The 14,040-nt window shown below is 31.2% G+C and carries 10 protein-coding genes; 6 read left to right on the top strand and 4 right to left on the bottom strand.

What is annotated here, in order from left to right; genetic code table 11:
* The first annotated feature begins 21 nt into the window (after positions 1-21).
* Both NH26_RS24485 and NH26_RS24490 read left to right on the top strand, forming a co-directional pair.
* Complete coding sequence (locus tag NH26_RS24485) at positions 22-1,242, top strand: pyridoxal phosphate-dependent decarboxylase family protein (protein ID WP_044217369.1); 1,221 nt, start codon at positions 22-24, stop codon at positions 1,240-1,242.
* A gap of 487 nt (positions 1,243-1,729) precedes the next feature.
* On the top strand, positions 1,730-3,043 hold the full coding sequence (locus tag NH26_RS24490) for a hypothetical protein (protein WP_044217370.1): 1,314 nt from the start codon (positions 1,730-1,732) through the stop codon (positions 3,041-3,043).
* A gap of 505 nt (positions 3,044-3,548) precedes the next feature.
* Here the strand turns inward: NH26_RS24490 and NH26_RS24495 are convergent.
* Both NH26_RS24495 and NH26_RS24500 read right to left on the bottom strand, forming a co-directional pair.
* Positions 3,549-4,844: an L-cysteine desulfidase family protein gene (locus tag NH26_RS24495; RefSeq protein WP_044217371.1), complete on the bottom strand. Its 1,296-nt coding sequence runs from the start codon at positions 4,842-4,844 to the stop codon at positions 3,549-3,551.
* Positions 4,845-5,050: 206 nt separating this feature from the next.
* Positions 5,051-5,641, bottom strand: coding sequence for a YtfJ family protein (locus tag NH26_RS24500; RefSeq protein ID WP_084812377.1), 591 nt, complete (start codon positions 5,639-5,641; stop codon positions 5,051-5,053).
* Positions 5,642-6,005: 364 nt separating this feature from the next.
* Here NH26_RS24500 and NH26_RS24505 point away from each other — a divergent pair, with 364 nt between their 5' ends.
* Entirely contained in the window at positions 6,006-6,491 is a 486-nt protein-coding gene (locus NH26_RS24505) for a DUF4493 domain-containing protein (RefSeq protein ID WP_044217373.1), read from the top strand.
* A 198-nt stretch (positions 6,492-6,689) separates the two neighbouring features.
* Here the strand turns inward: NH26_RS24505 and NH26_RS24510 are convergent, their stop codons facing one another.
* Entirely contained in the window at positions 6,690-7,685 is a 996-nt protein-coding gene (locus tag NH26_RS24510) for a DNA-directed RNA polymerase subunit alpha (RefSeq protein ID WP_044217374.1), read from the bottom strand.
* A 565-nt stretch (positions 7,686-8,250) separates the two neighbouring features.
* Positions 8,251-9,399, bottom strand: coding sequence for a replication initiation protein (locus NH26_RS24515; RefSeq protein WP_044217375.1), 1,149 nt, complete (start codon positions 9,397-9,399; stop codon positions 8,251-8,253).
* 1,397 nt (positions 9,400-10,796) lie between these two features.
* On the opposite strand from NH26_RS24515, the gene NH26_RS24520 reads away from it, so the two are divergent.
* The 3 genes from NH26_RS24520 (at position 10,797) to NH26_RS24530 (ending at position 14,005) form a co-directional block, all read left to right on the top strand.
* Positions 10,797-11,627, top strand: a complete 831-nt coding sequence (locus tag NH26_RS24520; protein WP_052431723.1) for a helix-turn-helix domain-containing protein — start codon at positions 10,797-10,799, stop codon at positions 11,625-11,627.
* A 12-nt stretch (positions 11,628-11,639) separates the two neighbouring features.
* On the top strand, positions 11,640-13,022 hold the full coding sequence (locus NH26_RS24525; protein WP_044217376.1) for a ParB N-terminal domain-containing protein: 1,383 nt from the start codon (positions 11,640-11,642) through the stop codon (positions 13,020-13,022).
* Positions 13,023-13,729: 707 nt separating this feature from the next.
* Positions 13,730-14,005, top strand: a complete 276-nt coding sequence (locus NH26_RS24530) for a hypothetical protein (RefSeq protein ID WP_044217377.1) — start codon at positions 13,730-13,732, stop codon at positions 14,003-14,005.
* Positions 14,006-14,040 lie beyond the last annotated feature (35 nt).

A 14,040-nucleotide genomic window follows, 5' to 3' on the forward strand; every position in this document is an offset into this window, starting at 1 on the left:
ATATAAACACATTTCACTCTAATGCATATTTGGAAAAAGAAAACCAGAGAAGAAATTAAAAGCAGAATCTTTAATGCTTTAAACGAAAACACTGACTATTTTGGCGACAGAAGTTTAGGTGTCCCAGGGTCACACTTAGATAGCAAGGTATTTCCTGAAGATGCCCCTTTCTTAACAGATGCACCTTTTATGGCCACCTTACTACATAATCCAAACCATATTGGTTGCCATACTCAAGGAGTCTCAGAAAGCTTTTTTAAGGGTACTCAAGACATCGAAAGAGAATTGCTAGAAGTTTGTGCAGTTGATATTTTAAATGCTGATGAGAAAGCCATAGACGGTTATGTAGCCTCGGGAGGAACAGAAGCAAATATGCAGGCCATATGGATTTATCGTAATTATTATCAAGATAAATATAAAGCCCAAAATGATGAGATCGCCATTATTTCATCAGAGGATTCGCATTACTCAATGGCAAAGGCAAGTAATATTTTATCCCTTGCTTACTATAGAGTAAAAGTTGATTTTAACAGTAGGCTGATCAATGCTGATAACATCCAAGAAGTAATTGACCAAGCTAAAAAGGATGGGAAGAAATATTTTATCATCATTGCAAATATGATGACTACCATGTTTGGCTCAGTAGATCCTATTGATTTATATGCTGATGTAATGGAAGAAAATAAGCTACCCTATAAGCTACATGTAGACGGTGCATATGGCGGTTTCTTTTTCCCTTTTGCGCATAAAAATCACGCTCTTGATTTTAGAAACCCTAAAGTGACATCAGTTACTTTAGATGCACATAAAATGCTTCAAGCACCTTATGGCACTGGTTTATTTCTAGTCAGAAAAGAATGGATGCAATACGCCAACACCAAAGCAGATTATGTAGAAGGAGATGATTTTACTATGATTGGTAGTAGGTCTGGCGCTAATGCTATTGCTATCTGGATGATACTTATGACCTACGGACCTTATGGTATGAGAGAGAAAATTTTCATTTTAAGTAAAAGAGCCGATTGGTTTACACACAAATTAGACGAGCTTAAAATAGAATACTACAGAAGTGAATCCTCTAATATTATCACAATGAAAGCGGAGGGCATTACTGCTCAAACTGCTAAGAAATATGGGTTAGTTCCAGATGTACATCACCAACCTAAATGGTATAAAGTTGTAATCATGGAACATGTAACGATAGAAAAATTAGAGCCACTCATCGAAGATTTAAAAAACTAAAAGGTAAATTTTTGTGATTGGTTTATCAAAGAAAAAGCTCAAGTAAATATTACTTGAGCTTTAAATAATTTTTAGAATGATCGCATACTACTTTAACCATTCTAATCGCATATTAAACTTGTTATAGTTTCTGTTTTAGTAAAACAGATGTACTATAATTAACTGTATTTTTATTAACTACTATATTCGTTAATGTGAAACAAAATTAGATTATTAGAATAAACTCAATATCTAGCCAAGGTTACATTTATATTACTTTAGTCGTGCTCATATTACCTTAAGATGAATAACTGCATTTCCCCCCTCTTTATTTGATAAAAACTATATTACTATTTGATAGATTAGTTGTAAAGTCTAAAGATTACCACAGGTTAGATTTAAACATTCTAGTCAACCCAAATATTTGATAGTAAATTCAGAACCAATATCATTAACTATGTTATCTCCTTTTTCTCATTATTACTTATAATACCATTAACTATTTATTATGCTCAAGAATTTTTACCCCAATTTGCATCAAATAATAGTACAACAGAAAAATATCTTTGACCATAAATCATATTTATCTTTTAATAAAGAATCGTTTGCTTATAAAGATGAACTTCAAAAAGTGAATATCATTACGGCTCATTTACTTCAATATAGAAAGACAATTGATGTAATACAGATACACCTTGATCATCCTTTTGATGTGGCGATAGCGGTGTTTGCCTGTTCTAGTGTTTGTATTCCATTTACCTTTGAAGAGGTAAATACAAAGTACAAAACACTACTTATAAATGAGGCTTATTTAAAAGATACTCTACATAATCAAACGGTATCTAAGGAAGGATTAAAGCTCATAAAAAAAGTCAACCCTGAATCAATTTTTATGATCAGCAATGACAAGTCTGTTTCCTACAAGGAATTTTTAAATCATATTTTTGAAAAGATTAACCATCAAGAAAAGCCACCAAAGGTTTATTCTTATAATCCTTTCAATATTGTATCTAAGTATTTATATGTACAGCATTTAATACATGCTTTATTTAATAGATCTAGTTTTGAAATCGTTTACCTAAAAAATGAATTTAATATCTCAATAGAAGAGATAGAGTATCAAAAAAACAAACCCAATATCCTTTTCTTTCAACCTATAAATAACCATAAAAAAGCCTACAAGCATTTATGGAAAACCTTAGAAAACGACTTTAATATTTATTATATCAATTATGCTACGGATAAAATTACCGATGTAAATTTTAATGAAGAAGTACGCTCTTACATCAAAACCTATCCCTTTAAATTTAATGCGTACATAGCACATGACTTTAGCGGTATACTTGCCTTTAATATTATTGATGAGACATTATCTACTTCCTTTTTACTCGCAATAGATACTCCTTTAATTTTTAATCCTTCTGATAATAATGAACTATTAAAAGATTGGGGAGAGGTGGCAAAAAATCAGTCTATCACTACTTCCTTATGGGAGTATGCTAATACCTATTATCATAATCTCTCAAAAAACAATAAGAATACAAGTAAGTCATACAAATCCATTAACCCTCTAAACTTACCTTCAGTAAAAAAGAAAGATGTTCCTATGGGGATTTTCTTATCTCACACCAGTTCATTGCAACAGGAAATCTATTCTTCTTTTGAATGGGAATCTATTAATTCTCTATTAGAATTTAAAATCAAACTGAATTGTGATCATACAGAAGTCTTCGACAAACGGAATAGTAAAATTATCTCTGATCGACTTCATTTTGTTTTGAATGATCATGTGGTTACTTCTAGAAAAACTGTGTTAGAATAAATAGAGGTCAACTTTCCTTTCGATGATTTGTTAGTATAAGAAATTGATAAAGAAGTTATTTTTCATCCGTGAAACATCAAAATAACATAAAGCACTGTAAATGAATAAGTTAATCATTAGTTTAATTTTTAGGGTGGTTTAAAATGAATCTGATAAGAATACTGTGAAAATATTAAACTTCGGTTTCATTTAATTGATATGTAACTTAATAAAGAACAACACCTCATATAAATGCTCCACGTGGAACATTGTTGTACTTTTCTAATATTTCACTTCATATTTTAGATATCGCCTTCAACAATTGATATAACAAGAGACTATTTCCTATTAAGTGAATACAAGACCTTGAAGTGATTATAGGAGGAATAATTAAGACACCCTTTTAAATAAATAAGAGGTTATTTCATGATAACATGAGATAACCTCTTATTTATTTTAGCTTTATCAAAAAGCCTCTATATATGCGATAGCTTGGAGAACTTATCGTAAAGTGAATTTCTTCAACCTATTCTTTTGTCATAATCTCTAAAATGGTTTTATCTGTAGACTTCATTCCTTCTTGTGCTAATGTTCCTACATTTTGGATTGTATCTTCTACTCCATCACCAATAATTCCATCATCAGAAGATAAAACACTACCCATTTGTGCTAACATAGCTCCATCAAAGGCAGAATAAATACCAGAGGCAATTTTAGTAGCACACGAAGCTTTTGCTCCATCACATATCACTCCAGAAACATTACCTAATGTATTGGTTATTGCATTTTGAATAGCCTCTACTGTACCACCTTCTAAAAAGACCAATGTACCACTTACAGCTGCAGAGGCTGTCATTGCTCCACAATAAGCAGAAAGTCGTCCTACGTTAGTTTTAACGTGTACTGTTGTAAGATGAGACATGAACAATGCTCTATACATTTTCTCTTCAGGAAGATTTTGATCTAAGCAATACTTAATAATAGGTAAAGAGGCCGTCATTCCTTGATTACCACTACCACTGGTTGTCATTACTGGCATTGCACTCCCACCCATTCTTGCATCACTACCTGCGGCAGTAAAAGAGGCAGATCGATTACGTTGATCATCTCCATACATACCTCTATCAATATTCTTTTGAATAGCTGCACCTATATTGACACCATATTTTTGATTTAAACCTTCTTGAGCGATACGTTGATTGTAAGTCACTACTTTTTTGAAAATAGGAGTGATTTTTTCAATAGAAATGGTATTAGCGTAATGAAAAATCTTTTCTACAGACAAGATACTTCTATCTGTAAGTGTAGAATTGAAATCACTATCATTACAAGGCTGATCAATAATCACTTCTTCATTCTTAATTACTTTGGTAACGTTGGTATGAGTGTGTTTAATTTCAACACTTGCTTTTTGATCATTTCCCTCTACTTCCATCAAAATATATAATGCCATCGCATTCTCTACGACTTTAATTTCAACATTATTCTTATCGAGGAATAGATTAACATTTTCCATGTTTTGAGAAGTGATATCACTAATAACCATTAAATCGGCCTCAGCATTACCATATAACGCTCCCATAGCTGCAGCGACTTTAATACCTACCTTACCTCCAGAATTAGGTACTACCACGCTCATGGCATTTTTAAGGATATTACCAGATACGTTTACAGTAATCTTCTCTACTGTATTATTTAAATACTTGGTAGCCAAAGCAGCAGCATAGGCTATTGCAATAGGTTCTGTACATCCTTCTGCAGGAACAATCTCTTCTTCCATTATTTTAAGGAATAATGCTTCCTCATTTGATTTGATAGTCATGGTTAGTGAAATTAAATTTAGTGTTTATATGATAAGTGATATTTATTTAACGTTTCCCTATCTAAACAGTTGTATATTTAAACTTGAGGTATGCTGAATGATAATTTTAAGTCTATCAAAGCAGAATAGCATAGCTACGTGATGATAGACTAACACAGATTAGTTTAAATTCGTAATTCCCACATTTCGTTTTTTTGTACAACTACTTAGAGTTCCATTGCCTTGAGTTCTTCTTCTGTAAGTTTTCTAGCTTCAGGCAATCGTTTTCTTAATTCATCTATCACATATTTCGTTTCTTCTTCTGTTATCTTGCCTGCTTTCCAAAATATCACCTCTCCTGTATTATCCACCACAAGAACACTTATATGGTTATTACAATCGCCAGTATTCCATTCAGACTGTACTACTCCTTTTGGATCGGTTAAAATTAGTGCGTTGGCTTCTCTTTTAGACCTCTTTCTTAACATACGTATCATGAATCGTATAATACCATTCGGATAAGGTGTGTCTTTTAAATTCACAATTCCGTAGGCATGAAATTTATCCAATGGGAATTTCCACTCTTTTGTTTTCTCAACAAATTCGTCATTCTCTTTTGGATTATCGGGGTCTGGATAGAAAATCAACAATACCTTCTCTCCTATACTTGGTGTTGTATAAGGGTTATTTTTTAGATCTCTTACTTCTATAGGATGAATTTTATCTCCTGCTTTTAAGAATTTATCTTGACTACTGTCTTCTTGTGCCTTTACACACAAAGAAAGTCCCATAATTACTATAATAAGAAGTCTTTTCATCCAATGATGTGTTGTTGATTTTCGAATTGTAAATATAATTAAGTAATTCAAAGAGGAAACAATTGTTTAAAGTATGTTTACTATTTCTTCAATTTTGATAAGCAATGAGTCATAAAATGATAGAACTCTCAGCCTTTACTGTTGTGTAAGAATTTTATCAATAGGTCAATATTTAGATGATTCACACCTCTTTTATCAATATATCAATAAAATTATCTTGAAATAATTCAAGTTAGGTCTATTCTAATACGATAACTTTCTTACTAAATCATACAAAAAAGAGAGGATGCTGTACAATACCTACTTAAACATTTTCACTTCCATTCACCGTATAGGAAGGAAACAAAGTTTTAACTGCTGTATTATGAAAAGTATCATTTTCCCTATTTCTACGCTTACTATTGTAATATTATCAATTAGCTTATGTATTCAATTTAATCAATCAAATGATCACCAATTAGGAAAGGTTTGTTTCAATTTAACTTTGGATGGCCAAAATCAATTAGATCGTATTGATCAACACTTTTTAGATGTAGGAATGTTTACTATCGATATCATCAATGATAATAAAGAGGTAGTACGTTCGTACAAAAGATTTAATGATGTACCTAGTATACTTCTTCTACCTCAAGGGCAATATATGATTACAGCTACTAGTAAAAGTGCGATATCGAAAGAATTTGCGGGGTCTACGCTCTTTACAGTGCTTAATGGAAACCATAGTATTGTAAATGTTCATTGTAAACATAAAATCGCACGCAAAATTATTGATAAAAGGTATAGTCATAAGGTACTTCCAAGTCTAAACACTTGGGGGACTACCTCTACAATATGGCTCAACAACTTATAAAAAAATTAGAGGATCTACACTCCTCTACTGTTTTGTAAAGCCAAGTAAATTTATCTAAAGACTAAAATGCAAGAAAGCCGAATACCATAGTATTATTATTGTGATACCCTTCCGTTATTAACAGGAGGGTATTTTTTTTTCATAAAAAAAAACCGTAGTATTTCTACTACGGTTTCTTATATCTTTTCTCAGAAAGGATTAATCTTCACCTAAACGGTATTTTGATACATCCATACCGAAAGTTAAATCGCGGTCTGATAACATCTCTTCTAATTCAGTAAGTGTTTTCTTACCAAAGTTACGGAACTTCATTAAGTCACGAACTTCAAGAGAAACAAGCTCACCAAGTGTTTTTACCTCACCTGCTTTTAAAGAGTTATAAGCACGTACAGATAGCTCTAATTCAGAGATAGGTGTTTCTAACATAGCACGCTTCTTAATTTCTTCTGGAGTCCATTTAGGCTCAGCAGAACGAGGTGTCATGTCGATTGTGATTTCCTTATCAGTAATTTGAGCGAAGTGTTGGATCAAAATGTTGGCAGCTCCTTGTAAAGCTACTTCAGGAAGGATAGTTCCATCTGTTTCGATCTCAATTAATAATTTTTCGTAGTCAGTACGTTGCTCTACACGAGTATTTTCTACTGAATAATCTACATTTTTAATTGGTGTAAATGTAGTATCCATAGAAATATAACCGTTATCCCCTTCTGCATTGATAGCTTGTTGTTCTGCAAGAACATAACCTCTACCAAGGCTAATAGTTAATTCAAACTGAGGGATAGAAGTACCATCTAAAGTACAAATCACTAAATCAGGATTCATTACTTCAAACTGCTGACTGCAATATTCTTTAATATCACCCGCTCTGAATTCAGTTTTACCGTTCAAATCTACAACAATCTTTTCAACTGGCTCTTCGATCATTGGCTTTAAACGTACCTGCTTCAGATTCAAAAGCACTTCAGGTAACTCTTCTGTGATACCTGCAACTTTAGAAGAATCCTGAACAGTATTTAAAAACTTAATACCGACAATAGCATATCCTTCTAGCGCAGATAATAACGTTCTTTTAAAGGCATTACCAATAGTAGCACCGTAACCTCTTTCTAAAGGTTTGAACTCAAATAGACCTTTGTAATCACCGGCCTTGTCCATTACTACTCTCTCCGGCTTTTGGAATGATAATATTGACATATTTATTCTTATATGATTATTTTTCTTTCGAACTCAACTGATCTTATTTATCAATAAACCGTTTTACCCTATTAGAGTCTACTCTAAAATGAAAACGTTGTCTATCTTTAAATATAATCAACCCGCAAATTTAACAAAAAATCATTACCGAAACAGTTTAAAATCAATAATAATTAGAATACTAAGGTTTTTTATCAAAAAAAAAGAGACTATTTGATTAGACAGCAGAGAAATATTGGAGAATCAAAATTGAGCTTCATTTTACCTTGAATAAGGTTATTATGAGTTAACTCTCTCATTTATAGGTTTTAGTAAAAAAACAGCAGAATTCTTTTACACATTTTGGATTGTTTAATACGCCTTCAAAAAGGTAATAATTAAGATTCTATTAATGTTTCTAAAGAATAAAAAAATTGATGAAAAAAAAATGAAGTTTTTTAAAACATTTTGAAATACATGTGGTTAGGTTAGTAGCATTAGATAATATAATTAAAGATAACTTTTAGGATAATATCAATATCAGTTAAATAAAAAGCTCAGCATTATATGCCGAGCTTTTTTTATTTTATGATAAGATCCATTTCTTAAGTGTATGTACATTCGGGAAATTCTGTTTATCCCTTATGGCCATTTTCAAATCATTTATTTCTTTCCAGATTTTCCAAGCAGGGTTTTGCTGGTATTTACTTACTGCTACTTGTATTACGTCTTGTTGTAGTCCTAACTCCGCCAATCGAACGGGAAGTTTATTTAGCTTACTCTGGAACTCAAAATCCAAAGATGCTTGAACTGGAGGAGGATCATTGACAACTTCAGGTGTTACCTCAATAGTTTCTTCTACTTCATTAACGACATCCGTTTTTAATAATTCTCTTAATATTTCTTCTCTACTGAACCCTAAAGATTGTAACATTTTCATCTTCTTCTGTAATGCATTTTGCGGTACATCTTCTTCAGGATTGGTCGTCGTATGATTGTTTTGCATCTGCACAGGAGCAGCAATCGTTTTCTTTTCAGATTCTTTCTTGTTAAAAAAGAATTCTAAATGTGTACATCTTCTACCTGTTTTAATAAGTTCTAGAGTAACTGCTAAATCTGTATTCTCATTGATGTCTTTCATACATTTTTGTAAGATAGACCGATTAAATGCTGCAAAGTTTTTATACGATTTAGAATCAGATAGACCCAATATTGATTTCAATTCTTCTACAGAAATCTTTCTTGAGTTATACTTACCTACTCCTTGAGATAGTAAATCATACATTCTAACAGCATGTGGTGAACGCATATGACGTACACTTGAATACAGATACTGTGTATAATTTTGAGTAGGAGATAAAAGGTTCTTGAAGTTGCCATTAAACTGGAACTTAATAGACGTTTTATCTAATTTAATCTTAGAGAACAAAGGAATGTATTCTCTTTCAAATTTACTTGTATCATGGTCTGCTTCGCCTAAAGTGATTTTTGCACTTGCTAATGCATCACAACCAAAGTCAAGTTGCTTTAAGTCTTTACCTCCTGGATGTCTTCCTAAAAATTCAGATACTTTAAATTCAATTTCATCTTCAGCTGTAAGGTCGTTTAATGTAAACGCAAATAACAATAGCTTCTGTGAAACTAAGGGTAAAGGTTTTTTCTGTTTTGCCTTAATAAAACGATTATGACGTTTTACTTTATTACTACTGGTACGAATCTTATTTAAAATATCCATTGTCTCTTAAAGAAATACATCTAAAAAGGTAACTATGTATAGCATTACCGTAAATACAAAGTACAACTTCGGTATATCAATACATAAAAGCAAATAATTTGACGGGTAATTCATACATATTTAACAAAATGTACGGTACATCTATACATTTAAAATCTTTGTAATACATCAATAATACTACTTTATACATCCTATTCAACTAAAGAAGTATAGGTTTACCGCAGTAAATGTATCAAATTTCTATATGTTCACTGATTTATCAATATATATACGGTATAACTATACATTTTAAGGGAATATAATACAGTTTAAGATCTATCATACTTTAAAAGGTATTCAAATTATGTACAGTATTTCCAATTATTACTTTTAGAAGCCATATTCTACGGTACATCTATACATATTATTGTAAAAACATACATTTTAGAAGGGTAAAATCATATATAAATAGAAAAATATACGGTATATCTATACATAAAAAGAGAAATTGATACTTCTTATATGGTATATCTATACATATTGATACTATTATATCCAGCGTTTAATGCATCTTTTATAATGAAATGAATGTACTAATAGATGTTTTACCAATAATGTTAGAGAAAATGGGTACATATATTCAAATTATACGGTATATCTATACATAAAATGACTTACTCACACATTAAAGTACGGTAATACTATACATATTCTACTTATTTAATACATAATTTCGTTTCAGCTGTTGCCAGGTGATACACAGAAATACACGATTAAAGCTATATTTATACCTTTTATATGGTACATCTATACATATTAGTGTGGTATACCTATACATAATTAAAGTATTCTAATACATTTTCAGGAATAATTATACTGTGTTGGAATTTTGATACATGTATTATCGGGTGATCTATACATCTACATATGGTATACCTATACATCGTAATACGGTACATCTATCACACAAAATGGGTTTTATTAATTGGTAATCAGTTAGTTACGGAGTGCTATAATAAACAATTAAATACAATATTAAATAATACCTCTAATAATTTTTTCTTTTCTATTTTTATTCTTTTTCTCTCAAATATAGATCATATAAAGAAATATATGGTAAACCTATACACTTTATTCATAATATTCTATTGCGCTTACGGTATATCTATACATAAATAAGTTATTTAATACAGTTTTTTATGGTATATCTATACATTTATATAGACGTGATATACATTTTACATATCAGGTATGTATTCTAAAGAATAATCATGTATAGTTGTACCGTACATTTAGAGGAATTATGATACATAATAAGGAATTTTAATTATCTTAAAGTATAATTGTTTAAGAATACTTGCCCATAAAAAGGAAAGTTTATAGCTTTGTAACTATACAATAATATAACTAAAAGGATAATGATCGGAGACAACATCGTAAAACTTCGCAAAAAGAACAATATGCAACAGAAAGAATTAGCGCAACTAATTGAAATTTCTGTGCAAGGTCTGATCAAATGGGAGAAGGGAAAAGTTGAAATTCCTTATTCAGGATTATCCAAAATTGCAGATATCTTTAAAGTGCCTTTAGATTATATTGTTAAAGGAGAACCAGCGCATGTGCTGTCTTTTATTAACTCTAAAGGAGGAAATACGAAGTCGTCTTTATTGAGACAAATTGCAGTTGGTATTGTACATAATAAACCTGATTGTAAGGTATTGTGTGTGGATACCGATCCACAACAAACTTTAATGATGTATGCAGAAAATGGAACACATGATAATATTAATGTCATAGGTTTTGATTCTAATTCTATTGCTGTATCTGAGAAATATCGTAAGCTAATTGAAGATCATAATTATGAATACGATTATATTTTAGTAGATACTGCAGGTTATGTGGCTGTAACAGATTTATTGACAAGTATAATTGCCAATTCAGATGTTATTGTTCCCATCACTTTAAATGAAACTGCTTTAGGACCAACGATTTCGAGTATCAGTAATATTGCTGATGTGAGAGATTCTTTGGATCTACCAACTAAAATAATCGGGGTAAGAAATAGAGTAAATAGAACTGTAAAAGAATCTAGAATGCCATTTGAATTAGATGGTTATTTAGGTCTAAATCTTTTAGATGCTTTTATTCCAGACTCCATTCAATATCAAAGAGACACTAATTTTAAAGTAGTCAACCCAACTAGAGAAGTTAAATCTTTGGTGAAAGAACTTTTACCCGTAATTGATTAAACCTAAATACCCATGCTGAATCTAGATAAGTTTAAGAAAAAAGAAGAAGAAAAACATAGAGAGGGAAAAACTTCGCTAAGAGAAAAGGAGTCTTCTGAGAAGCTAACTCAAGTTGATTTTAAATCTCCAGGCGCTTTTCATATAGAACCAGAATACAGGGAACTAATACGAAAGCAAACTGAAGATGAAGCAAGAAACTTTGAGGCTTCTATTATAGAAGAAGGGGTACGTGAACCTATTTTATATTGGACACACACCTTAAGAGATGAAACAGGAAATGCTAGATTGGTTCATACGGTAGTAGACGGTCATCATAGATGTGAGGCTGCTATCAAATTAGGTTTACAATACATTCCATGTAAAGAACTAAAATTCAATTCTCATAACGATGTGAGAATTTGGATGTTGAAAAATCAGTTAGGTAGAAGAAATATTGGTGATGCTGAAAAGATTACCATTGCTCTTCAGTTGACTGAATTTTTAGGCGTTGAAGCTAAGGAAAGAAAGAAAAAACAAGTAGAATCGTTTAATAATAAAACGAATACTCAGGCAGAAAAAGTACAAAATGAAGTACTCCAAGAACCTAAAAGTGAGGATGAATTAGAACTTGAAGAATTTAAACAAACTCTTCAACTAGACACTAACGGTAGAATCAATAGAGCTGAAGAAGCGGCTAAGATTGCTGGTGTGTCGACTAAGAATGTCACTAAGATGAAGAAAATCATCGAAAAGGGTGGAGAGGAAATTGTGAAATCGGTCATTAGCGGAGATACATCTATCCATAAAGCATGGTCTGATATTCGTACTTTAGAAAAGACTGAAAAAGATAAATCTAAAGGTAAAAGCAAACCTAAGAAGGTTAATTTGACCCCAAAAATCATTCAATCTTTAGTGCATAATAAAGAACTGATTGATGGTATTGCAAGAGTAGGATTTGCCTTTAGGAATCCCAATTTAGAGTTCAATTCAATTGAATTAAATCAGGTAGAAGCTAATCATATCAATGATTTTGCGATACGTTTTATCGAAGATAAATCTGAAGTAAAACAAGCAAAAAATATTGATGTAGTTCAATTTATTAAGTCTGCAAAAGAAGATATTTTTCCTTTAATTGTTGGCTATCAAATTGTCTCTACTATCGATGATTTGGCTTACGCAGATACCTTAGAAACCTATACATCATTCTGTCATAAATTCTACATTATTGTCAAAGACAAATTAGTCGACGAGGCAATACAAAAAGTAGAAAAGGACCAATTGAAAATGGGTGTTGTTTCTGTTTCAGAAACACAAGAGGTAAAAGTAGTTCATGAAAGTCATTATGTTGAACTAGCTCTTGAAAACGAATACCATATGTTTAGAGAAGGACTATTACATAGTACCACTCAACTTTAGTATATCATCGGTTTTGGCAAACTTGCCAAAATGGAAAAGGTAAGTAGCTTTTGGAGCTGCTTACCTTTTTTTATTGGTTATCGTTACAAGTTGTGGGTAATCCAAAATTGATTTCTTATCTCAACATGTACACTATTTCATGTGCTTATTTGAAAAGCCAATACCAAACACGTATCTATTTATTGTTAGAGTGGGGGTGGGGATATTACATCCAAGCGATGCACACTTTTTTACTTAACTTTCAATGTAAAACAAAAAACCACGCACTTAAAAAGTGCGTGGTTTTCCTCTTAATAAACTAAACTAACAAACAAACTTCCAACTAATTTATCTTTAAATCACCTTTGTGATTGTTTTGTCTTTGTTGATGATTCTAAGTAACCATTTCTTTTTAGGGAACACAACTTTATTTCAGTCTAAAGTTCAAGTTGTTAAATAGTTGCTATAATTAAATTTAAATATTACAATTTATGTAGTGAACAATGTTATGAGATTTGCTTTTTGATTGATTTATTTAAAAAGTCGGTTTTGGCAAATTTGCCAAAACCGACTTTGAAATATTTCAAAACAACTTTCTGATTTATTATGGAATAGAGTAACTTTATGAGAGTTGTTAAAAGTAGCATGTTTTAATTAGTTCAATAATCAAAACACTTAATTAAGATGTATACCTATTACAGAGATTGATTACTAATGTGAGTAGAAATATGTTGAAGAGAAAGAAAATTGATGAGAGTGCTTTAAATAAATTAGGGATAAAAAACAGATTCAGTATTGCTGCAAAGCAAAGAAAATTAGTAGAACAAAAGTTTGAACGTTTGAAGAAAACTAAACCAGAACTTCAATTGGAAAAACAATTTATTGATGGAGTTAGAAACTACATGGATAAAAAGAGAAAGAATGGTTTTGGAGTTGACGAGAAAATGTTGAAAAACTATATGTACACTATCAAAGAAAAGTTAGTGAAAGGAATAGTCGAATAGCACATTATCAATTTACTTTTTAACCTGCCACACTT

The organism is Flammeovirga pacifica (genome assembly GCF_000807855.2).
Taxonomy (GTDB): Bacteria; Bacteroidota; Bacteroidia; order Cytophagales; family Flammeovirgaceae; genus Flammeovirga; species Flammeovirga pacifica.

Bases quoted from the DNA above. Each gene is read 5' to 3' on its own strand.
- NH26_RS24485 (WP_044217369.1), top strand. From the start codon at position 22: ATGCATATTTGGAAAAAGAAAACCAGAGAAGAAATTAAAAGCAGAATC.
- NH26_RS24490 (WP_044217370.1), top strand. From the start codon at position 1,730: ATGCTCAAGAATTTTTACCCCAATTTGCATCAAATAATAGTACAACAG.
- NH26_RS24495 (WP_044217371.1), bottom strand. From the start codon at position 4,844: ATGACTATCAAATCAAATGAGGAAGCATTATTCCTTAAAATAATGGAA.
- NH26_RS24500 (WP_084812377.1), bottom strand. From the start codon at position 5,641: ATGAAAAGACTTCTTATTATAGTAATTATGGGACTTTCTTTGTGTGTA.
- NH26_RS24505 (WP_044217373.1), top strand. From the start codon at position 6,006: ATGAAAAGTATCATTTTCCCTATTTCTACGCTTACTATTGTAATATTA.
- NH26_RS24510 (WP_044217374.1), bottom strand. From the start codon at position 7,685: ATGTCAATATTATCATTCCAAAAGCCGGAGAGAGTAGTAATGGACAAG.
- NH26_RS24515 (WP_044217375.1), bottom strand. From the start codon at position 9,399: ATGGATATTTTAAATAAGATTCGTACCAGTAGTAATAAAGTAAAACGT.
- NH26_RS24520 (WP_052431723.1), top strand. From the start codon at position 10,797: ATGATCGGAGACAACATCGTAAAACTTCGCAAAAAGAACAATATGCAA.
- NH26_RS24525 (WP_044217376.1), top strand. From the start codon at position 11,640: ATGCTGAATCTAGATAAGTTTAAGAAAAAAGAAGAAGAAAAACATAGA.
- NH26_RS24530 (WP_044217377.1), top strand. From the start codon at position 13,730: ATGTTGAAGAGAAAGAAAATTGATGAGAGTGCTTTAAATAAATTAGGG.